Annotated in this window: 22 protein-coding genes; 11 read left to right on the top strand and 11 right to left on the bottom strand. The window is 37.2% G+C overall.

What is annotated here, in order from left to right; genetic code table 11:
• Nucleotides 1-379 precede the first annotated feature (379 nt).
• The 4 genes from LBYS11_RS18050 to cysC all read left to right on the top strand — a co-directional run bounded on the left by LBYS11_RS18050 (nt 380) and on the right by cysC (nt 3,958).
• A complete protein-coding gene (locus tag LBYS11_RS18050; RefSeq protein WP_103118714.1) occupies nt 380-1,081 on the top strand; it encodes a phosphoadenylyl-sulfate reductase in 702 nt (233 codons plus the stop codon).
• A gap of 12 nt (nt 1,082-1,093) precedes the next feature.
• Entirely contained in the window at nt 1,094-2,158 is a 1,065-nt protein-coding gene (locus LBYS11_RS18045; RefSeq protein WP_103118713.1) for a sulfate permease, read from the top strand.
• A 70-nt stretch (nt 2,159-2,228) separates the two neighbouring features.
• Nucleotides 2,229-3,368, top strand: coding sequence for a sulfate adenylyltransferase (gene sat / locus LBYS11_RS18040; RefSeq protein WP_103118712.1), 1,140 nt, complete (start codon nt 2,229-2,231; stop codon nt 3,366-3,368).
• Nucleotides 3,365-3,958, top strand: a complete 594-nt coding sequence (cysC, locus tag LBYS11_RS18035) for an adenylyl-sulfate kinase (RefSeq protein WP_048394453.1) — start codon at nt 3,365-3,367, stop codon at nt 3,956-3,958. The genes sat and cysC overlap by 4 nt, the downstream gene beginning before the upstream one ends.
• Nucleotides 3,959-4,002: 44 nt before the next feature.
• Here the strand turns inward: cysC and mnhG are convergent, their stop codons facing one another.
• From mnhG to LBYS11_RS18000, 7 genes are read right to left on the bottom strand one after another with little or no spacing between them, the layout of a single operon-like run.
• Nucleotides 4,003-4,371: a monovalent cation/H(+) antiporter subunit G gene (gene mnhG / locus LBYS11_RS18030; RefSeq protein WP_004228373.1), complete on the bottom strand. Its 369-nt coding sequence runs from the start codon at nt 4,369-4,371 to the stop codon at nt 4,003-4,005.
• The gene (locus LBYS11_RS18025; RefSeq protein ID WP_004228375.1) at nt 4,355-4,636 is read right to left on the bottom strand and encodes a Na(+)/H(+) antiporter subunit F1; all 282 of its coding nucleotides are present in this window, start codon (nt 4,634-4,636) and stop codon (nt 4,355-4,357) included. Before LBYS11_RS18025 ends, mnhG begins: the two co-directional genes overlap by 17 nt.
• Nucleotides 4,633-5,112, bottom strand: coding sequence for a Na+/H+ antiporter subunit E (locus LBYS11_RS18020; RefSeq protein WP_048394455.1), 480 nt, complete (start codon nt 5,110-5,112; stop codon nt 4,633-4,635). The genes LBYS11_RS18025 and LBYS11_RS18020 overlap by 4 nt, the downstream gene beginning before the upstream one ends.
• Nucleotides 5,113-5,116: 4 nt before the next feature.
• Nucleotides 5,117-6,604 (bottom strand): Na+/H+ antiporter subunit D, encoded by a 1,488-nt coding sequence (locus LBYS11_RS18015; RefSeq protein ID WP_054549430.1) that lies wholly within the window; start codon nt 6,602-6,604, stop codon nt 5,117-5,119.
• Nucleotides 6,597-6,938, bottom strand: coding sequence for a Na(+)/H(+) antiporter subunit C (locus LBYS11_RS18010; RefSeq protein ID WP_103118711.1), 342 nt, complete (start codon nt 6,936-6,938; stop codon nt 6,597-6,599). The genes LBYS11_RS18015 and LBYS11_RS18010 overlap by 8 nt, the downstream gene beginning before the upstream one ends.
• The gene (locus tag LBYS11_RS18005; RefSeq protein WP_103118710.1) at nt 6,938-7,360 is read right to left on the bottom strand and encodes a Na(+)/H(+) antiporter subunit B; all 423 of its coding nucleotides are present in this window, start codon (nt 7,358-7,360) and stop codon (nt 6,938-6,940) included. Before LBYS11_RS18005 ends, LBYS11_RS18010 begins: the two co-directional genes overlap by 1 nt.
• On the bottom strand, nt 7,347-9,758 hold the full coding sequence (locus LBYS11_RS18000; protein ID WP_103118709.1) for a Na+/H+ antiporter subunit A: 2,412 nt from the start codon (nt 9,756-9,758) through the stop codon (nt 7,347-7,349). Before LBYS11_RS18000 ends, LBYS11_RS18005 begins: the two co-directional genes overlap by 14 nt.
• A gap of 155 nt (nt 9,759-9,913) precedes the next feature.
• Between LBYS11_RS18000 and LBYS11_RS17995 the strand changes: the two genes are divergently transcribed.
• On the top strand, nt 9,914-10,477 hold the full coding sequence (locus tag LBYS11_RS17995) for a DUF5366 family protein (protein ID WP_048394459.1): 564 nt from the start codon (nt 9,914-9,916) through the stop codon (nt 10,475-10,477).
• 344 nt (nt 10,478-10,821) lie between these two features.
• Here the strand turns inward: LBYS11_RS17995 and LBYS11_RS17985 are convergent, their stop codons facing one another.
• Entirely contained in the window at nt 10,822-12,672 is a 1,851-nt protein-coding gene (locus LBYS11_RS17985) for a transglycosylase domain-containing protein (RefSeq protein ID WP_103118708.1), read from the bottom strand.
• Between the two features lie 237 nt (nt 12,673-12,909).
• On the opposite strand from LBYS11_RS17985, the gene LBYS11_RS17980 reads away from it, so the two are divergent.
• Both LBYS11_RS17980 and LBYS11_RS17975 read left to right on the top strand, forming a co-directional pair.
• Nucleotides 12,910-13,497, top strand: coding sequence for a peptidylprolyl isomerase (locus LBYS11_RS17980; RefSeq protein WP_004228389.1), 588 nt, complete (start codon nt 12,910-12,912; stop codon nt 13,495-13,497).
• 22 nt (nt 13,498-13,519) lie between these two features.
• Nucleotides 13,520-13,732: a hypothetical protein gene (locus LBYS11_RS17975; protein WP_004228391.1), complete on the top strand. Its 213-nt coding sequence runs from the start codon at nt 13,520-13,522 to the stop codon at nt 13,730-13,732.
• Nucleotides 13,733-13,782: 50 nt separating this feature from the next.
• On the opposite strand, the gene LBYS11_RS17970 is transcribed toward LBYS11_RS17975, so the two are convergent.
• Together LBYS11_RS17970 and LBYS11_RS17965 are read right to left on the bottom strand one after the other, a co-directional pair.
• Entirely contained in the window at nt 13,783-15,210 is a 1,428-nt protein-coding gene (locus LBYS11_RS17970) for a magnesium transporter CorA family protein (protein ID WP_103118707.1), read from the bottom strand.
• Nucleotides 15,211-15,320: 110 nt separating this feature from the next.
• On the bottom strand, nt 15,321-16,493 hold the full coding sequence (locus LBYS11_RS17965; RefSeq protein ID WP_048394465.1) for a MalY/PatB family protein: 1,173 nt from the start codon (nt 16,491-16,493) through the stop codon (nt 15,321-15,323).
• A 71-nt stretch (nt 16,494-16,564) separates the two neighbouring features.
• On the opposite strand from LBYS11_RS17965, the gene LBYS11_RS17960 reads away from it, so the two are divergent.
• A complete protein-coding gene (locus tag LBYS11_RS17960; RefSeq protein ID WP_004228396.1) occupies nt 16,565-16,825 on the top strand; it encodes a DUF1871 family protein in 261 nt (86 codons plus the stop codon).
• A 76-nt stretch (nt 16,826-16,901) separates the two neighbouring features.
• Here the strand turns inward: LBYS11_RS17960 and LBYS11_RS17955 are convergent, their stop codons facing one another.
• Nucleotides 16,902-18,242, bottom strand: coding sequence for a sodium-dependent transporter (locus LBYS11_RS17955; protein ID WP_054549427.1), 1,341 nt, complete (start codon nt 18,240-18,242; stop codon nt 16,902-16,904).
• A gap of 200 nt (nt 18,243-18,442) precedes the next feature.
• On the opposite strand from LBYS11_RS17955, the gene LBYS11_RS17950 reads away from it, so the two are divergent.
• From LBYS11_RS17950 to yugI, 3 genes are all read left to right on the top strand, one after another.
• Nucleotides 18,443-18,991 (top strand): RNA polymerase sigma factor, encoded by a 549-nt coding sequence (locus tag LBYS11_RS17950; RefSeq protein ID WP_103118706.1) that lies wholly within the window; start codon nt 18,443-18,445, stop codon nt 18,989-18,991.
• Nucleotides 18,984-20,636 (top strand): hypothetical protein, encoded by a 1,653-nt coding sequence (locus tag LBYS11_RS17945; RefSeq protein WP_103118705.1) that lies wholly within the window; start codon nt 18,984-18,986, stop codon nt 20,634-20,636. The genes LBYS11_RS17950 and LBYS11_RS17945 overlap by 8 nt, the downstream gene beginning before the upstream one ends.
• An 86-nt stretch (nt 20,637-20,722) precedes the next feature.
• Nucleotides 20,723-21,100, top strand: a complete 378-nt coding sequence (gene yugI, locus LBYS11_RS17940; protein ID WP_004228409.1) for a S1 domain-containing post-transcriptional regulator GSP13 — start codon at nt 20,723-20,725, stop codon at nt 21,098-21,100.
• The last annotated feature ends 17 nt before the right edge of the window (nt 21,101-21,117 follow it).

The raw sequence follows: 21,117 nt of genomic DNA, 5'->3' as shown, positions 1-21,117 counted from the left end.
GATCCTCTGATCAGCGTTTTTTTAGGTCAAAGCTTTAGTAATACATTAAACATATATTTCCTATTAGTCAACAAGGAATTATAAAAAAGATTATTTATTTTGAAAATTAATAAAAGTGTCCTTAGATACCACTCATCATATGCAGCAAAGAGCAAAAAAAATGGGTGTATGGAAAAGATATTTAAAAAACCTAGTTGACTGCTTGGTGTACTTTAGTATATATTTGGTAATAAGAAGAATGATTGTAGTACGAGGTAACAACTACTAGTGAACAATCATTAAATATAGAGCTGGCTAGTCAAACTAGAGGCGTTTTAACAAAGACCTGTTTTTCCTATGTCTTTTGTTAGAACGCCTTTTTTGCTATGAGGGGGATTCGATGTTAACTTACGAAAATTGGCAAGAACCGATCATTGATTTTCAGGTTGATGATATGTATAAGGCTGCACTAGAGGTTTTACAGTGGAGCTATCAAGAATATGGAGATGAAATCGTCTATGCATGTAGCTTTGGTATTGAGGGCATTGTCTTAATTGATCTCATTTCAAAGGTAAAGCCTAACGCTACGATTGTATTTTTAGATACAGATGTACACTTTAAAGAAACATATGAAACCATTCATAAAGTCAAAGAAAAATATCCACAACTCAACATTGTCATGAAAAAGCCAACCCTTACACTTGAGCAACAAGCTACACAACATGGTGACGAACTATGGAAAACCAACCCAAATAAGTGCTGTGATATTCGTAAGATAAAACCTTTACACGAAGCCTTATCAGGTAAAAAGGCTTGGATATCAGGTTTACGTCGTGAGCAATCACCAACACGTCAACAAACAAACTTTTTAAATCGTGACGATAAATTTAAATCGATTAAAGTTTGTCCATTGATTCATTGGACTTGGAAGGATGTCTGGCGTTATGTTTCGAAGCACAGTTTGCCATATAATCCGTTACACGATCAAGGCTATCCAAGCATCGGCTGTGAGCATTGTACGAAACCATCATTTACAATGGAGGATTTACGTTCAGGTAGATGGCAAGGTTCTGGTAAAACCGAGTGCGGGTTACATGAATAAAGGAGTTCTGCCATGCTTGAATATTTTGCAATAGCTATTAGTTTATTTTTTGCGATGAACATAGGAGCAAGCGGTGCAGCAGCCTCAATGGGTGTTGCTTATGGGGCAGGTGCCATCAAAAAAGCGTGGCAAGCATTGCTTTTATGCGCGATAGGCGTCTACAGTGGAGCTGTATTAGGCGGAGGAGAGGTAGTTAAAACGATAAGCTCAGGCATTATGCCCCAGGAATATATTACGGTAAAGGTTGTCATCATTATCTTGATTTCTGCGACAAGCTCGTTATTTTTCGCCAATCTTTTAGGCATTCCCTTATCAACAAGTGAAGTAACAGTGGGTGCTGTCGTGGGTGTAGGAATTGCCTATAAAGTACTATTCGTCAATTCGCTGCTTGTCATTATATCATTTTGGGTGATTGTACCGCTTGTTGCCTTTGTCATTGCTCTTGTATGTGGAAAGTTATTATATAAGTTACAAAACACAGGATTGCTGAAAGATCGGCCAATTTTAACTGTTCTTCTCGTTTTAGCAGGATTTTTCGAAGCATTTTCAGCGGGGATGAATAATGTTGCCAATGCAGTTGGGCCGTTGGTGGGAGCAGGAATGATGGATGTGACAACGGGCATTGTGCTTGGCGGTGCATTTGTCGCAATAGGTGCTCTGCTACTTGGTAAACGAGTGCTTGAAACAAACGGTAAAAAAATAGTGCGCTTTCAAAAGGCAGAGGGCATTCTTATTTCAAGTACAGGTGCACTGCTTGTTGGCGTAAGCTCAATTTTTGGGCTTCCAGTACCCTTAACACAAGTCACTTCTTCATCCATCATTGGGATGGGGATGGCGAAAAACGGAAAACAAATCTTCCATAAGCATATTGTGAAAAAAATTATACGTATTTGGGTTGTATCACCCATCTTTTCATTAGTCATTTCTTATTTTTTAGTGCAGTTATTTTTAGAAAAAGACCTTTATACCATTATTTTAAATGGCAGCATTATTGTTGGGACGCTAGGGGTCATTAGTCTGATGCGTACGATGCGTGAAGAAGAGCAGTCTATCTATGATGCAGGGGAAGGCATTTAAATTGAATCATATCATCACTATCTTTTGACTACAAAACTTAGTATTTAACTAGAATTAGGAGGAGATTTTTATGAGTCTACAACCACATGGTGGACTACTTGTGCAAGCATTTAATCCGGAAAAAAAAATCACAACTATTCATAAGGAAATTGAATTGGATGCAATTTCGTTGAGTGATTTAGAGCTAATTGCTATAGGGGGGTATAGCCCAATTGAAGGTTTTTTAACACAAGTAGACTATGAGTCAGTCGTGGCACAAAGTCGTTTAGCATCAGGCGTAGTATGGAGTATTCCGATTACATTACCTGTTACAAAAGAGAAAGCGTCCATTTTACAGCCTGGTGACGAGGTGAAGCTGGTTTATGGTGATGAAGTATATGGCGTTATTGAAGTAGCAGATATTTATGAGCCGAATAAACGGAAAGAGGCTTTACTTGTCTATGGAACAGAGGATTTAGCACATCCGGGCGTTCAAAAGCTTTTTGATCGTCCTGCCATTTATGTTGGAGGGAAAATTACGTTAATTAAACGTCTTACACAAAAGTTCCCTGCTTATTCATTTGACCCAATAGAAACGCGACAATTATTTGCTGACAAGGGATGGAAAACTATTGTTGGCTTCCAAACACGTAATCCAGTCCATAGGGCGCATGAATATATTCAAAAGGCAGCACTTGAAACGATTGATGGGTTATTTCTAAATCCACTTGTTGGAGAAACAAAGTCAGATGATGTGTCAGCTGCTATACGTATGGAGAGCTATGAGGTTTTATTAGAAAACTATTATCCTGAAAGTCGTGTACAATTAGGTATTTTCCCAGCCGCTATGCGATATGCAGGACCAAAGGAAGCTATTTTTCATGCACTTGTTAGAAAAAATTATGGCTGTACTCATTTTATTGTTGGTCGTGATCATGCAGGTGTTGGTGATTATTATGGCACATATGATGCACAAAAGATTTTTGAACAGTTTACTGAAGATGAATTAGGAATTGTCCCACTGAAATTTGAGCATAGCTTTTATTGCCAGCAATGTGAAGGCATGGCGACGACAAAGACGTGTCCACATGATAGCTCTGCCCATGTCATTCTATCAGGAACGAAGGTACGTGAGATGCTACGAAATGGAGAAGTACCACCAAGTACATTCAGTCGTAAAGAAGTCGTAGACATTTTAATTAAAGGCATGAGTAAGGAGGTAGTGAAATGAGTTCAAACATTGTTTGGCATGAAGCCTCCATTACAAAAGAAGAACGCCGTTCAAAAAATAAACATCAAAGCTTTATTTTATGGTTTACGGGTTTATCTGCTTCAGGAAAATCATCAGTGGCTAATGCATTTGCCCGTCGATTATTTGAAAGGAGCAATCAAGCCTTCGTATTAGATGGTGATAATGTGCGTCATGGCTTAAATAGTGACTTAGGATTCGATGAGGCAGGGCGCAAAGAAAATATTCGTCGAATAGGTGAAGTCTCAAAGTTATTTATAGAGAGCGGTCAAATTGTGCTAACGGCTTTTATTTCACCTTATCGAGAAGATCGTCAGGTAGTCCGTGAACTTGTAGAGGATGGTGAATTTTTAGAGGTCTTTGTAAAGTGTTCAGTAGAAACATGTGAAAAAAGAGATCCTAAAGGTTTGTATAAAAAAGCAAGGAATGCTGAAATTGCTAATTTTACAGGGATTAGCGCTCCATATGAAGAACCGATTAACCCAGAAGTTATTTTGGATACAGAACAGCATTCCATTGAAGAATGTGTGGAGCAACTGACAAATATTTTAACTGCCAAGGGATATATTTAACTAAAAAAATCTGCTCGATTTAGTAATCGGGCAGATTTTTACGTTTATTTTACACCTTGTTCCTTTTTCATTCTGTCAATTTCAGGACCTAGTTCATCACGTACGGTACCTTTCCAAGGCTTAACACCAGCAATATAGGAAGAACGCGTCATAATGTGTCCGCCAACAGGACCAGTAATAAAGAGGAAGAGTATCCCCAGTAAAATACGAGGGTTGAAATGATCTTCAATCAGCCAAAAGTGAAAGAATACACCAATCAGTACACACATGACGCCAAGTGTTGCACTTTTTGAAGCGGCATGTGCACGTGTATACAAATCAGGTAAGCGGACAAGTCCGATAGCTGTCACGACAATAAAGAGTACTCCAACAGTAATGAAAAAGATAACTAAACTATTAGCGAGAATTGTCACGTTTGATGATATCTCCTTTCTCTATGAATTTAGAGAAAGCCATCGTACCGATAAACGATAAAATTGCTAGCAATAAAATGATTTCAAGAAAGAAGCTTGTTTCCACTAAAATCGAAAATAGTCCGATTAAGGAAATGAGTGAAACACCAAGTGAATCCAAAGCTACAACACGATCGGATGCGGAAGGACCTTTTACCATTCGATAAATGACCGCTATCATTGATAAGCAAATCACTACGATTACAGCAATAATAAATGTTGTCATGATTTACTCACCTCCAAAATCGCTTTTTCAAATGAATCTCGAATGGAAGCAATGGCTTCATCCACATCGTTAATATCAATTGCATGTACATACAATGTTTTCGCATCATCCGAAACATGCACTACAACTGTTCCTGGTGTTAAAGTAATAAGACTTGATAATAACGTAATTTCCCAGTCTTGTGTTAAAACAGTTGGATAAGCAAAAAAGGCTGGTTGCATGTCCAGTTTAGGCTTCAACACTACTTTTAACACTTGAACATTTGCTAAAATTAATTCTTTAAAGAACAACAACGTTAATTTTAGCAGGGCCCATAATCGATAGACATAAAGACGGGACTTGAAAAACCTCCGCATGAGAATAAGTAAAAGTATCCCCATCATGAATCCTATGATAAAACCAGTTGCTGTGTAATTAGAGGAAAGGAACATCCAGACAAAGGCAAGTACAAAATTTAAAATCATTTGAAATGCCATAGTGCTAATCCTCCTTCATCACAGCATCTATATAGATAGATGGATCATTTAATAGTTTTGCAGCATCATCCATAAATGGCGTAATCCATTCAGAACCCACACCATATGCGACCGTAATAAGTACTAACAAGGCAGTAGGCATAAACAGCATTTTATAGGTAGATTTGTCGACGGTACCTTGTGTTTCTTTTTCCTCACCCCAAAAGGCATAGAGGAAAATACGAATCACGGATAGTAAAACAAGCAGTGAAGATGCTAAAATGAAAATACTGCTCCACATACTTCCAGCCTCAAAGCCTCCCTGAACAATTAACAGCTTTCCAACAAACCCGCTAAGTGGTGGAATTCCAGCTAAGCCAAAAGCTGCTATTAAATAACACCAACCCAGTGCAGGGTATTTTTTCATAAGTCCACCCATTTTACGCAAGTCAGATGTACCAGTAATGTAGATGACAATGCCGATTAACATAAAGAGTGCTGCCTTAATCAGCATATCGTGAATTAAATAAAACATCGCTCCTTTTAAAGAAGCCTCATTCATTTGAGAGACACCAAATAAAATGACACCTACTGCAATGACAATGTTATAGATAATAATGAGCTTTACATCAAAATAAGCGAGTGCTCCAATACAACCAGCCACAATTGTTGCAATAGCTAATGCCATTAGTAAATCATGCGTATAGGATAAATCATGTACAAAAAATAGTGTGTAGGTACGTGTAATGGCATAGACCCCAACCTTTGTGAGCAGAGCGCCAAATAGAGTTAAGACAGGGATCGGGGCTGCTGCATACGAAGTAGGAAGCCAAAAGTATAATGGGAAAATAGCTGCTTTTAGTCCAAATACCATTAAAAATAGTACGGCAATAACAGTAATAATCCCTGGTTGATTAATTTCAGCAATTTTTACCGCAATATCAGCCATATTTAATGTCCCTACTACAGAATATAAATAGGCCACGGTTATAACAAATAATGCCGAAGAAATAACATTAATTAAAATATATTTAATTGACCCTTTCAGTTGCCCCTTCTCACCACCTAAAACGATGAGTAAATAGGAAGCCATTAACAATACTTCAAAGAACACAAATAAGTTAAAAATATCACCTGTTGTAAAGGCACCATTGACCCCAGTTAAAATAAACATAATACCAGGGTAATAAAAGAAGCGTTCGCGTTCCTTCGTGATAGAACCGAAGCCATACCAAACAACAAATAGTGCAATAAGCAATGTCGTTGTAACGAGCAATGCAGACACCATATCAGATACCATTGTAATACCGTAAGGAACAGGCCAATTTCCAAATGTGACCTTTTGAATACCATCTTCTTTCACTGTTAAAAGCAGTGAGAGGGCAGAGAGGAGGGCTAGTCCAATCCCAAGTAATGAAAATGATCGCTGATAAGTTAGATTTTTTTGTCCAAACATTAAAATCATACCGAAGAAAAACGGGATGATAATGGGTAATAGTAGGAAGTTATTCATCCTCATCACTTCCTCTCATTAAGCTAATATCATCCATGTTAAGCTCTTGATAGGAACGGTAGGCAAGTACAAGGAAGAATGCTGTCACCCCAAAACTTATAACAATTGCAGTTAAAATAAGTGCTTGGGGTAAGGGATCAGCAAATGTTTTGGCTCCTTCGTTTAAGACAGGTGGAGCTTCACCACCAAGACCACCCATTGTTAAGATGAGTAGATGAGCACCATGACTTAACAGACCTGTTCCAATAATAATGCGCAATAAACTTTTTGATAAGATTAAATAGACCGCTGCCATAAAAAGAAAGCCGATCACAAAGGCCATAATTATTTCCATTATTCATCCTCTCCAATCGTTTGAATAATGGTCATCGTAACGCCGACAACAACCAAATAGACCCCGCTATCAAAAAGCATAGCCGTGTGTAATGACTGTTTGCCTAGAAGCGGTAAATCGAAATAATCAAAGAAATGTGTGAAAAACGGTTTGCCCACAAACATTGGGTATGCCGCAGTAGCAAGGGCTAATAGTAAGCCAATGGCTGTTAAATATGTGTAATTAATAGGTAGAATACGGCGGACTGTGTTGATATCATAGGCTAACACTAAAAGAACAAGTGCACTTGATGTTAACAGACCTCCAACAAAGCCTCCACCAGGTGTATAGTGACCAGCTAAAAAAATATGAATGGAGAAGAAGAAAATAATGAAAAATACAATTTTAGCTGTAAATTGTATTATCACATCATTTGTTTTCATGAGTGTTCTCCTTTCTATTCATACGTAACTTAATCATAGCTAAGATGGCCATGCCAGCTATGCCGAGTACTGTAATTTCAAACAATGTATCGAAACCACGATAGTCTACTAAAATTACGTTTACAATATTTCCGCCACCAGCTAATGAATAGACGGTTTCCTCGTAGTACTTAGCAATAGAGGGAATTAGTTTTTGGGAATGAGCTGATAGCGCAACAAGTGTTACCATCACACCAACTGCAATGGAAACAATGGCACGATTTAACTGGAACCTCATACGCTCCTCGCGTTTACCAAGCTTAGGTAAATGGTAAAATGCTAATAAAAATAATGCTACTGAAATCGTTTCTATAACGAGCTGTGTCAGCGCTAAATCAGGTGCGTTAAAAATGACAAAGAATAAGGCTACTGTATAGCCTACAGTACCAAGCCCAATAATGGCTGTTAAACGTGATTTGGCCAAGATGGTGATGGCAGTACCAATTAATAAAACTACGATCAAGATAATTTCATACAAATTAATTGGTGAGGCCCCTTGGAATGAAATACTAAATGCATCTTTCACGAATAGAGAGCCGATAACAATAATAGTTATTCCGCTAAACATATAGAGTAAATAGTGACGCATAGAACCTGTCATATAGCGTCGGGAAATACGATTTAAGCCAACATCTAATCCCTGCATGATTTTGTCATAGGCATTGTTTAATGTTAACGCTTGCGGGAATCGTTGATACATCCCTTGCCATTTTGGTAAGGCAACAAATAACAATACCCCAACTATTATAATTCCAATGGTCATCAGTAACTCTGGGGTAATGCCATGCCAAGCAGATACATGAATATCAACAGCTTGAGGTGAATCATACAAAAATGGCTGTATCGCTTGAACGGCTGGTTTTACAAAGGTATTACCGATAAAGTTTGGAATAAAGAAGATTGTCACAACTAAAGCTGCTAAAAGAATAGGAGAAATTAGCATACCAATCGGCGCCTCATGTGGTTTATGAGGTAACTGCTCTGGTTTGTAATTCCCATTAAATGTTCGGAAAACAAAATAGAAACTATAGATAAATGTAAAAATACTAGCAATCCACGCAACAATAGGGAAGAGTGCTCCCCATGTTTCAAAGCCGAAGAATTCAAACTTTTGAAGTGCAAGCATCGCTGTTAAAAACATTTCTTTACTTAAGAACCCATTAAATGGTGGAAGACCAGCCATTGATAAACTTCCTATTGCAGCCACTGTAAAACTAATTGGCATAATACTCATTAAACCACCGAGTTTACGAATATCTCGAGTTCCAGTTTCATGATCCACAATGCCTGCAATCATGAAGAGACTGCCTTTAAATGTTGCATGATTAATAAGGTGGAAAATGGCAGCAAATGCAGCAAATTTTATGGTATCGATTGAGCCATTTGCATGAAAAGCAACAGCACTTGCCCCGAGTAGTGACATAATAAGCCCAAGCTGACTGACTGTAGAGAATGCTAGAATACCTTTTAAATCAGTTTGCTTCACTGCAAAGAAGGAACCCCAGAATAAAGTTAAGATACCTACACCTGTTACAAGCCACACCCAAAGTTCAGAGGCTGCAAATATCGGCGTAAATCGTGCAACTAAATAGATACCTGCTTTGACCATTGTAGCTGAGTGAAGGTATGCACTTACTGGTGTTGGCGCCTCCATGGCATCTGGTAACCAAATGTAGAATGGGAATTGCGCGGATTTTGTAAATGCTCCCAAGAGTAATAGGACAAGTGACCAAGTGAATAAAGGTTGGTCTACTAAATTTGGTGCCATGACTATCAATTCTCGAATCGAGTAGGTTCCTCCCATTAAATAAAGAAGAACGAAGCCACCTAACATCATTAAACCGCCGCCAACGGTAATCATCATAGACTTTAATGCACCGAAGCGTGAGGCATCCCGATTATACCAATAGCCGATGAGTAAAAATGATGATATGGATGTTAGCTCCCAGAAGAAATAAAGAGTAATTAAATGATCTGACTGTACTACTCCCAGCATGGCTGACATAAATAACAGTAAGTAAACATAAAAGTTATGTAATTTTTCTTTATGTTTATCTAAGTAAAAAATGGAGTAAAGCACAACTAACGAGCCAATTCCAGTAATGAGTAATGAGAATAATAAGCTAAGTCCATCTAAATATGAGATGATGGAAATATCAAGCGATGGAATCCAAGGTAGCTCTGCAGTAAATACTTCACCTTTAGCAACTTGAGCAATATATGTTGTATAAATAACAGCAAGCGTAACAGGTACAGCAAGAACAAACCAACCTGTGTGAATATTATTCATGCGTTTATATAATAATGGCACTAATATTGCAACAAGCATTGGAATAAAAATATAAAGTACTTGTAACAAAAAAACCCTCCTTTATGCAGGTAAGTAAATCAATTATAACGTACTTTAATTGGGAATGCATATGTACTATTGGGATTTAGCTTGCGGTCGTTGGAGAATTTTCGTTATATTATAAATAGGAAGTTATCAATAAAAATAGAGGAAAAAAATTTTTTATGAAGAACCCATATATCTATGGTTATCTACCATTAATTACAATTTTATTGTTTAGTTTGACATTTGGGATGTATGCTGTTGGTAAATCTTTACAGATTTTTCAAGCCATCGGTGTGTATTCAGGAATGCGAGAGTTTTTATCAGATTTTGAGTTACGTGTATTTCTTCTCATCGTCTTTGCCATTGTTTTTTTTATGTTATTTTCTGCCCTTAAACTAGTAGGCGAAACCATTCATGAAGTAGGAATGCTGTTCTTTTCAAAGGACAACGAAGGAGCCACAGTTAGTCAGGCTCGAGGTGGCTATATTATCTTATTTGTAGGTGCTATGTGTTCTGCATTTGCCATCCAATTTATTTATGTTTTAATAGGTATTTTCGTCATAACGATATTTACCTACTTTATTTATCTGATTTATAAAATGAGTCATTTTATATCAATGGGCGGCACAATCGGTCTATTAATCTTTGAGCTTTTTATGTGGACGATTCTTTTAACATTAGTTATTTATGTCGTATTAAAGCTATATAATGGCATTTTGGCAAGTTTGCCGTTTGCAAATTAATACATACTATTAAAATGGTGATGTTAATAGTAGAAAAAGAGAGTTTGAAAGGCGAGGGGTTGATTTCCGCTCCGCCAGCGTCCTTTCCAGGGGGCGTTGATGAGCCGCTTCACTCCTTTACATTCGCTCCAGGGTCTCCTCTGTGACGTTAAATCCCATGGATAGTGAGACAGGCGAGCCCCTGTACGGAGCGGAGGAAGCGGCTCGGCGCTCGTCCACAGGAAAGCAAGTAGCCTGTAACGGAAAACCATTTACATCTTTAATAAAAATTTAATTGATGGTTTTGTTTTTTAACACTTTAAAAAGGTAGTAGTCTTAGCGACTACTACCTTTTGCATGTTTCACTACTCAAGCAACACGTTAAATAATTGGTGATGAATTTTGTACTCTTCTAATTGCTGCATCGATTGAGGTTTATCATACCCTAGCCATACAGCAGCAGTATATTCATTATTGAGTCCAGCAAGCCAGTAGTCACGATAGTCATTCGTTGTCCCTGTTTTTGCACCAACGTAGCTGCTATTACTATAGACACCTTGACCCGTACCGTTTGCTACAACATCTGCAAGGAGTTCACGCATGTATTTTACTGTTTTAGGAGACCAAATTTGATCACGCTGTGTATCCCAACTATAAAGCTCTGTTCCATCTAATGCTGTGACTTTTCGAATACTATGTGCAAGTACATAAGAGCCATCAATAAAGCTAGTATAAGCATCTGCTAGTTCTAATGCTGTTACACCATAGGTTAGTCCTCCTAATGATGCAGCATAATTATAATCTTTCTCTACAATCGAGCGGAAGTGAAAGCGATTAAGGTAATGAAAGGCTGTCTCGACGCCAACGGTTTGAAAGAGACGAAGTGCAGATGTATTATAGCTATGTCGAAAAGCAGTACGAATTGACACATCACCATACGTATAGCCCCCATAGTTTTGTGGGCAAAACGAGCCCACACAATAACGCCCACCATTGACAATCGAATCAGGTGTATGAGATGTTGTTTCGAAGAATGGAGCATAGACTGCCAGAGGCTTAAAAGCTGAACCAGGCTGACGTGTTCCTTGGAATGCACGATGGAAATCAAATTTTTCATAGTTCTTTCCTGCATACAGACTGACTATTTCTCTTGATTGGTTTTCAATGGCTGCACCTGCAGCTTGCCATGGGCTAGTACCTAAAATAGCTGACATTTTTTCCTCATCATGTTGCTGTTTAGTAGGATCAAGTGCTGTGTGAATGATGAGTCCATTTTGAAATAATGTATTGAGTCGAATGTCTAATTGTGCTTTAATTTTTTTCTTTTCTTCCTCATTATCTGTAGAGCTTAGTCGATCCGCATAACCTTCTTTTTCTGCAATAAGCCATTTTAGCTCTTGAAGAACATAAGTGCTATACATTGGATAACTTTGAATTTTATCTTTCACATTTAATGTAATGGCATCAGCCTTATAGTTTTTTGCCTCTCCCTCTGTAATAGCCCCATTTGCTGCAAGGGTATCTAACAAACGCTCCTGCCTTGCTTTAGTTTGATCATAATTCTTTAAAGGATTATAAAGGGAAGGGTTATTTGGGATGGCAGCAATGAAAGCTATTTCAGCGATGGATAATTCTTGGAGTGGCTTTTGAAAATAATAGGTGGCTGCTCCGCCAATGCCATAAACTTGATTGCTGAAATAGGACTCATTTAGGTACATCGTTAAAATGGCTTCTTTATCAAATTCTTTTTCTAATTCATAGGCATAAAAAAGCTCTGTTAATTTCCGTTCATATGTTTTTTCTTCGGATAAATAACGCATCCGAACAAGCTGCTGCGTAATTGTACTACCACCTTGAGAGGTTGTGTTGCTATTTGAATTGGCTACAACTGCACGAATAATAGCACTTAAATCAAAGCCAATATGCGTATAAAAATCAGCATCCTCACTGGTAATGAATATTTCCTGGGCAATTTGTGGAATTTCTTGTAAACTTAGTGGCTGCCGCCATTCGACATATTCCTCACTAAATGTTTGCCCATTTCGATCAATAAGTGTAACAGGTAGTTGGGCCTCTACCTCGGGTAAATGTATTGCATTAGTCATTTGTTCCTCATGTGCTTGTGCAATATTGATTTCTGTTTTAATGTTTGTGCTAATCCACCATAAAGCAGGAAGGGATAGAACGATAATAAAAAAACCAAAAGCCTTTTTCATGTGTGCCTCCACTCTTTCGATAAATCCTTCATCAGAATAACATATTTTGGATTGATTCCAAATACTCGCTCAGACCTATTTACATAGTTTTAAACATGAATAGTAAAAGTGCAAAAATCGTCAATACTTAGAGGGAGAAAACCAGTAGGAAGTATGTTAGACTAAAATGAGGTCGGAAAAGGTGCAAGGGCATCTTTTTCATTGAAACTGAAATTTATCATTAAAGGAGAGACTTCCATGTTTCCACAGTTAACAACAGACGTACAAGCAGGCGAAGTGCTTGTAGAAATGAACACAACATTAGGTGCTATCAAAATTAAATTATTCCCTGAGCACGCACCGAAAACGGTTGAGAATTTTTTAGGTCATGCTAAATCAGGCTACTATAACGGCATTATTTTCCACCGTGTTATTCAAGACTTCATGATTCAAGGTGGCGACCCAACTGGTACTGGTATGGGCGGAGAATCAATTTGGGGTAATTCCTTTGAAGATGAGTTCTCAGAGCAATTGTTTAACCTACGTGGAGCGCTTTCAATGGCAAATGCAGGACCAAACACAAATGGTTCTCAATTCTTTATTGTACAAATGAAGCACCTTCCAAGTGATATGCTTCGTCAATTACAAGGGGCGGGCTTCCCTGAAGAGATCATCGAAGCTTATGCTCAAAACGGTGGTACACCTTGGTTAGACCATAAACACACAGTATTCGGTCATGTAGTAGAAGGTATGGACATTGTGGATAAAATTGCAGATGTGGAAAAAGATTTCCGTGACAAACCATTAGAAGATGTGAAAATTGAGTCAATTACAGTCTTTGAATAATACGTATAAGGACGTGTAGAACATGCAGAACTTTATGTATCAATTTTTATATTTCCCAGAAGACAAATCAGGTTATATTCCAGCAGCATTTGAATTTTTAATTATGCTTATTTTATGTATTATCGTGTTTACGCTTTTCAGAAAAATTTCTAAGAAACAAGAATTAAAATCAAAAGAAATTGAAGCACGTATTTTAGCAGAAAAGAAAAACACAAACAATCAACAGAATATATAAGAAAAAGAATCCGCTTGCCACAGAGGGCGAGCAGATTCTTTTTTATTGTATCAATTTTTTTTAAAGCGTCGAATAGTATTTTGCAGGGCCTTGATGGCAGTGAAACAAACCAGTACAAGTGACAAGCCAATCCCACTCAATGCAGTAATAAAGGCTACCCATTCAAAGAGTGTATAACTACCGATGCTATCGAAATCACTGCTATCTTTCCACCCTTCAATGACTAAGTTCATCCCATAAATGCCCGATACCACAGTAAAGACTGTTAAAATAAATAGTAAATTATTACTTCGATTATCGGATTGATCTTCCTGTGTTCGATACAAACTATTCAATGTTTCTTTCGTTTCTACATAATGTTCATTTATACGGAAGTACTTTCGTAGCAATTGAGCAATTTCTCTGCCTTCTGTTCGTACGATGACTTCTTCAAAATAATAGCGTGCAGAAAACTTTGTAATCAGCTCGATTAGTTCATTGACAACCTGTTTATCTTTGCCCCACTTTATTTCACTATACTCATAGGAAAGCTTTAAGAGCATCATTTTATAAAAATAATGAATGAACAAATTGTAATAGTGCGTACCCATAAATTCTTGAATACTATGTGTACATTTGGCAAACGGCCTATTTGTAATCGTTATTTGTGCTTGTGAGGAGGTGATAATATAACTGTTAGGAGCCCAGCGTGTATGGGCATGCTCTTGTACATAATTAGAGATATATGAAGGATTAGTGCTAGAAATAAAGGGTTTGCCAGCAGGTGTCCTACCGTCTACTTGTCCTAAGCGAAATAAATGCTCAGGTATAATTTTAGCTTCTTCCTCTGCAATTAAATAAGCTGAGGCAAACATTCTCTCATCTTCAAAGAAAGGTAAGCCTTCATAGCTATGGTCTTGTTGATGTAATAGAAAGGGTTTTAAATAAGGTATAAAATACTTAAATAATAATTCACTCGTAGAAGAACAATGACCAAATGAAAAATGATGACTTGCACCTTTTTCCTCTCTTAGTTTAGCCTCTAATACTCTAAAATAGTGGATAAAATTTAAGATATCACTTAGATCATGCGATTGATCTGTAATATTTGTTCTGACTGTTATAATCCCATTCCCAAAAGGACATAATGTCACATCAATACTCATCACTTCGTAATCATAATTGATTTGACTTTCTTGCAGATGTAAGGTGCCTTGTGTATAAAAAGCTTTCGAAAAACGAATAAAGTCAGGGTTATTCATTTTGTTTGGAAATAATTTATCCTCCAAAAAAGGATAGAAAAATTGGGCAAGTTCCTCATGTATAATCGTCATATCACCATAAAAAGCGTCTTCAAGAGATGTATTGTTTAAGGTGAAAAAGGAAAAGCCCTCGTTTAGTAGTATATCACTGATTTTTTGACGATTTTTTTCGGAATAGGCGAAAGGAAATAGGAATGTCATATAAGCACGTTTAATCGTTAATGGGACAATGTCCATGTAAAATCACCTCTGTATAAATCCGTTTGATAAGAACCTTTTCCACAAAATTTTGTTTTTAAACATAGAAAAAGGATAGCTCTAAGGGGAGAGATATCCTTTCAATCATTTTATTGCGCAAAGACCTTTTTAAAACGCTCGACTCCATCTTTCACAGTATCAAATGAACAAGCAACATTCATACGTAGGAAGCCACGACCTTCTTCTCCGTATTTTGTCCCTGGTTCTAGAGCAAGCTTTCCGATTTCAAGTAAGCGGTTCATGATCTCCTTCTCTTCAAGCGCTAGTTCTCGGTAATCAATCCAGATTAAATAAGTGGATTGAGGAATCGTAACACGAATACCTGGGATCTGCTCTAACTCCGTTTTCACATAATCCATGTTGGCAGAAATATAAGGAAGTAATTCATCTAACCAAGGAGCCCCTTCTGTGTATGCTGCATGAAGGGCAACAGAGGCAAATGTATTTAATGAGCCTTGACCACTTGCCATATTGATGGCCTCTAGCTTCAAGCGTTTTTTCTTATCTGTTACGATCATATATGAAACTTGAATTCCTGCTAAGTTAAATGTTTTAGTAGGAGCCATACACGTAACAATGCGATTGATTTCATCACCTGCAACTTTAGCTAAAGGAATATGTTTATCCCCATTAATCATTAAATCAGCATGGATTTCATCAGAAATAATGATGACATCATATTTAGCGCAAAGTCGTACAATTTCCTTTAAAGTAGCTTCATCCCATACATAGCCTCCTGGATTATGCGGGTTACATAGTATGTAGGCTTTCACATCTTGAGCTAAAGACTGCTCGAAGGCTTCAAAATCATAGACAAACAATCCGTCTTTTTCAATTAATGGGCAGCTCACAACTTCACGACCATTACTTTTTGGTATGTTAAAGAATGGCGGATAAACTGGAGGTGAAATGAGTACTTTGTCCCCAGGGTTAGTTAGGGCAACAATGCTGTTAGCTAATGCAGCCACAACACCATTACAGAATAGGATGGCTTCTTTCTCTATGTGCCAGTCATGGCGAGTACTTTGCCAGTCTACAATGGATTGTATCGCTTCTTCGCTCATATAACTATAGCCAAAAATAGTATGTTCAGCATGTTGTTGTAAAGCCTTTGAAACGGCTATTGGAGCAGGAAAATCCATATCGGCTACCCACATTGGTAAGATATCTGAGGCATCGTTTAGGCCATAAACCTTTTCCATTGCGTCCCATTTTACTGAGTTTGTACATCGACGTTTGATAGTTTGATCAAAAATAGACAAGCAAATCACTCTTTTCTTTTTTTTTACTATGGTATCATACGAGTATGATCAAAGGATAATAGGTGAGTATTTTGGAAAATATAAAAATGAATCAAGCAGCTGTCCATCTGCTAGAGGAGTGGGATCCATTCCACTTAGGTCCAGACCATTATGATACAGAAACAGCAGATGTAGTTGCAGCATTGCAAGGGATTGATGATCCATCAACACTTGCAAAAGTTATTCAAGAAACATATGAGCATTCGTTTGAGCAATGGATACCGTTTGAAGATTGTGTAGCCATTTCTTACAAACTAATTGCCATTAAATTTGAAGCGAAATGTATTATTTAAAATATTTTGCATATTCCTTATAAAAAAAGGGGTTGTCAATGGACAACCTCTTTTTAATGCATCATGAGGCTATTACTTATTTAAATAAAGGCAAAATCCCCTGAATGAAAATAATAAAAATGGCGAGTGGGGAGACGTAGCGAATTAAAATGTACCAAATATTAAACATGAAGCTAGACGCAGCTAATTCTTTACGTGAAATATCCCTTGTATAATAATAACCTGCAAAAATTGAAATCAACAAAGCTCCAATCGGCATTCCGATGCTATTAGTCATAAAATCCACAAAGTCAAAAATAGAGCGATCTACTATTTTTACATCTGCTAATATGCCAAATGAAAGGGCACTTGGAATACCAAAGATGAAAATAATGATTCCACCAATCCAAGCAATTTTTCTACGTTTTTCTGGTTTATCACCAATAGCGATTGCCACGACTATTTCTAACATGGAAATGGAAGAAGTGACTGTAGCAAAAAGCAATAGAATGAAGAAAATAGTTAAGAATAAGCCACCAAGAGGTAACTGCTCGAATACAGCTGGCAAAATAATGAATACTAAGCCTGGCCCTTGATCAGGCGTATAACCAAGCGCAAATACTGCTGGGAAAATAACAAGTCCTGCAAGTAAAGAGATAATAATATTCATAGATGCTACATTAATCGCAGAGTTACCAATCTTCTCTGTTTTAGATAAATAGGAAGCATATGTAATCATAACCGCAATACCTACACTTAATGAGAAGAATGCTTGTCCTAAGGCCATTAAAAATGTTTCAGCATTTAAATAGGACCAATCAGGTACAAACATAAATTTAACGCCTTCCATAGCCCCGTCTAAAGTTAAAGAGCGAATAACTAGGACAATAAAGAAAATAAAGAGGAGAGGCATCATCCATGTGCTGGCTTTTTCAATTCCGCCCTTAATACCTGCTGACACAATGACTACTGTTAATAACATAAATAGTCCCTGTACAAGTACTGCTTCAAAAGGGCTTGAAATAATATCGCCAAATAAATCAGCGTAGTTGATGTCAGAGCCAGCATTCGTTAGCTTAAATGTAAAGGCACGACCTAAGTAGCTTAAAATCCATCCACCAACAACGCTGTAGAATGATAAGATAAGGCCTGCAATTACCATACCGCCCCAGCCAATCAAATACCATGGCTTTCCTGGTGCTTGTTCCTTAAAGGAAGTGACGGCATCCTTTTGACCTCGACGACCTATCATGAACTCAGCAATGAGGACGGGTAAGCCAATAAAGAAAGTACATAAAATAAATAATAAAATAAAGACACTACCGCCATTCGTACCCGCCATATAGGGGAATTTCCAAATGGCTCCTAACCCTATAGCACTTCCTGCGGCAGCTAAAATAAACCCAATTTTTGTTGTAAATTGATCCCTCGATGACACGAAAATAAATCCTCCTTATACTAAAGTATTATTTTACCTCAATATTCTCATAACACAAGCAAATATCAGAAAATTGATGATAGCAAGAAAGACATTTGATGGAGTAAAAATATAGAGAGATGACATATGAGGAAAGACATTTAAATTATGTAACAATTAGGTAGAATACTTCGTTTCATTATCAAAAAGGGGGGAGAGCTATGACGGAGGTTGAACTAATAGCAAGGGCGCAGCAAGGAGATAAAGAAGCCTATATCGAGCTTATCCGCATACATCAGCAAACCGTTGAAAAGTTTGCCTTTCAATGTGGCGTACATACAAATGATTTAGCTGATGTTTCACAGGAGGTATTTGTTAAACTATATCGCTTTTTACACCAATTTAAACAGGATCGATTTACCACGTGGCTCTATAAAATCACATTAAATGCTACGCGTGATTATTATCGTAAGGAACAACGGCAGCAGGCTAAAGAGGACAAGCTACAAGCCCAACAGCAGAAGACTCATTCATCTGCTGAAGAGGATGTTCTTTTGTTTGAAGAGGACAGGCATCTACATCGTGCTATTCAGGCACTTGACGAAAAATACCGTTATCCTCTCGTGTTGTATTATTTCCACGAATTAAAATACGAAGAAATCGCTGAAGTTTTAAATATTTCGTTATCGACGGTGAAAGTGCGATTATTACGAGCGAAGGAAAAGCTAAAGGTAGCATTAATGCAAGATGGGAGTGTTGAAAATGGATGATAAGCAATTTGACCAACGTATGGCACTACTGAAAAAATCCTATGAACGAATGGAAGCGAAGCTTGATCCTGATACTGTCTTTAAACAAATTGAAGAAGAGGATATATCCAAGGAATTATCTTTTGAAATTATCAATAAAGGTCATCAGCGCCCCTCAAGATGGCAAAAGTCGGTTGTTTGGTTTGTAAGTATTGCGAGCGTGTTATTAGTGGGTTTATTAGGAACTTCATATATGATTAGACAGCCTGAAACATACAATAACAGTGATAAACAGATTTCCCAAGAAAATGATGACAAAACGATAGGGACGTATGAAAAATGGGTAGAGCGAATCACCAAGAAATATAAGAGAGTGAAAGAAGATATAAGTAGAGAGTTGAAAGTTTCAGTAGAAGAACTGAATACTTTTTCATATATTCAAAATGCAGATTCCATGTTGGCCTTCTATACGAGTTACGAACGTCCGATAGAAGAGGATTGGGAATTGCAAATAATGGAGAAAGAAATTTTAGACGGATTAATGACCCCAAGACGAGCCTTAGAGACAATCAAAGGATATGGGCCATTATCCTTTAATGAATCTTACGGAATCTTTAGCTTATATAAGCAATCGCTTAATGACATAGAAATGTATTTTAATTCTTTACTTGAACCTTATGAACAGTTTTTCAAGAAAAAGATAGATCGTAGTCAGTATCCATCAGATTTAAAAGCAATCATTGAAACAGCAAGCAAGCAATATATGGAACTTCATTTGGATACGGATGGTTCCTATTATTTTAAAGCTAATCCCATCGATGGGGAATTTGCTTTTGAGCCTACAAAATACATGCACCCTGATATTTTTGGTTACTTTGAGTTTTTACAAAAAGGATTTTTAGTAGGAGAAGAAGGCTTGAGGTATACACGAGAAGAAACAGCTGAATCCTTGAAAATTATGGAGCGTTCATTGTTGTTTGATATCAATACGGCGAATGTTACTTATAAGGAATTAAAGGCAGTATTTGAAAATACTTGGTTAGCTCTAATGAAAGGATCCACTAATTATCAAGTGTATGCTGAAAAGGGAATCGTTAATAAAGAATACCTGAATTTTTTACAAAAAGTTGCTAATGGAAAGTATGGGGAGGTAATGACAAAGAATGCGGCAACTATTTTAAATGAATTACACCAATATAACAACTCAGAAACGTTAGTAGGGCTGTCAATACAAGATATTTCAACGGCCATTTTGCAAGTTAGGAAAGATACGGCAGTTGAAGAATTTAATATTGTAGACATCGATGATGCAGAGATTGCACAAATTAAGAGAATTTATGATCAGTATTTGAAAAGTGACCCTGAACCATTTATTAATCAGCTCAGTCCTTTAAATATGGTATCCCTTTATTTATATGCAATTTCTATTGGAGATGAATCATTGCAAGAGAAAGTAATCCTATCAAATGTAGAAATAGAGTCTGATTTTTTAAACAAAGTAAAAGGATTATCCATAATTAGCCAAATATCACAATACAATGGAATTTATCCAATGGTGGCTGTACGACTTGATGAAGAACATCAAAAAGAGTATGGCAAGCAAATTTTGTTTAGATTATCTCAAAATGAAGATGGTTTTTACCGTATAATTGGTATCATGGATTGATGAGATGATTTTTTGCCCCGTTTTTACACGTATGTTATAATTTAAGCGATATATACGTAGCAAACAAAAGAAAGTGGGCAAAGGTTATGGTAAAAAAATATGAATTAGGAGACGTGTTGACCGGAAAAGTTACAGGTATTCAACCATACGGTGCATTTGTTGCACTAGATGACAATACGCAAGGCCTTGTGCATATTTCGGAAATAACATACGGCTTTGTGAAGGACGTTAGTGAATTTTTAGCTGTTGGGCAAGAAGTTGAAGTCAAGATTCTTGAAATCGATGAAGAGGCCGAAAAAATTAGTTTATCGATGAGAGCGCTACAGGATCGCCCAGCAACAGTAAGAAAAAAAGATGCACCACCACGTAAATCATTGCAGGACCGTGTAGATGAATCGGATGCAAATGGTTTTAATTCCTTAAAAGATAAATTGCAGGACTGGATTGAACAATCTGGTCAATAAAGAAACGAGGATGCTTT

This window comes from Lysinibacillus sp. YS11, assembly GCF_002896375.1.
GTDB lineage: Bacteria > Bacillota > Bacilli > Bacillales_A > Planococcaceae > Lysinibacillus > Lysinibacillus capsici.
This window is presented reverse-complemented; position numbering and strand designations above follow the sequence as displayed.

Excerpts from the sequence above, each read along its gene's own strand:
- LBYS11_RS18050 (WP_103118714.1), top strand. The coding sequence starts at position 380 with ATGTTAACTTACGAAAATTGGCAAGAACCGATCATTGATTTTCAGGTT.
- LBYS11_RS18045 (WP_103118713.1), top strand. The coding sequence starts at position 1,094 with ATGCTTGAATATTTTGCAATAGCTATTAGTTTATTTTTTGCGATGAAC.
- sat (WP_103118712.1), top strand. The coding sequence starts at position 2,229 with ATGAGTCTACAACCACATGGTGGACTACTTGTGCAAGCATTTAATCCG.
- cysC (WP_048394453.1), top strand. The coding sequence starts at position 3,365 with ATGAGTTCAAACATTGTTTGGCATGAAGCCTCCATTACAAAAGAAGAA.
- LBYS11_RS18025 (WP_004228375.1), bottom strand. The coding sequence starts at position 4,636 with ATGACAACATTTATTATTGCTGTAATCGTAGTGATTTGCTTATCAATG.
- LBYS11_RS18020 (WP_048394455.1), bottom strand. The coding sequence starts at position 5,112 with ATGGCATTTCAAATGATTTTAAATTTTGTACTTGCCTTTGTCTGGATG.
- LBYS11_RS18015 (WP_054549430.1), bottom strand. The coding sequence starts at position 6,604 with ATGAATAACTTCCTACTATTACCCATTATCATCCCGTTTTTCTTCGGT.
- LBYS11_RS18010 (WP_103118711.1), bottom strand. The coding sequence starts at position 6,938 with ATGGAAATAATTATGGCCTTTGTGATCGGCTTTCTTTTTATGGCAGCG.
- LBYS11_RS18005 (WP_103118710.1), bottom strand. The coding sequence starts at position 7,360 with ATGAAAACAAATGATGTGATAATACAATTTACAGCTAAAATTGTATTT.
- LBYS11_RS17995 (WP_048394459.1), top strand. The coding sequence starts at position 9,914 with ATGAAGAACCCATATATCTATGGTTATCTACCATTAATTACAATTTTA.
- LBYS11_RS17985 (WP_103118708.1), bottom strand. The coding sequence starts at position 12,672 with ATGAAAAAGGCTTTTGGTTTTTTTATTATCGTTCTATCCCTTCCTGCT.
- LBYS11_RS17980 (WP_004228389.1), top strand. The coding sequence starts at position 12,910 with ATGTTTCCACAGTTAACAACAGACGTACAAGCAGGCGAAGTGCTTGTA.
- LBYS11_RS17975 (WP_004228391.1), top strand. The coding sequence starts at position 13,520 with ATGCAGAACTTTATGTATCAATTTTTATATTTCCCAGAAGACAAATCA.
- LBYS11_RS17970 (WP_103118707.1), bottom strand. The coding sequence starts at position 15,210 with ATGGACATTGTCCCATTAACGATTAAACGTGCTTATATGACATTCCTA.
- LBYS11_RS17950 (WP_103118706.1), top strand. The coding sequence starts at position 18,443 with ATGACGGAGGTTGAACTAATAGCAAGGGCGCAGCAAGGAGATAAAGAA.
- LBYS11_RS17945 (WP_103118705.1), top strand. The coding sequence starts at position 18,984 with ATGGATGATAAGCAATTTGACCAACGTATGGCACTACTGAAAAAATCC.
- yugI (WP_004228409.1), top strand. The coding sequence starts at position 20,723 with ATGGTAAAAAAATATGAATTAGGAGACGTGTTGACCGGAAAAGTTACA.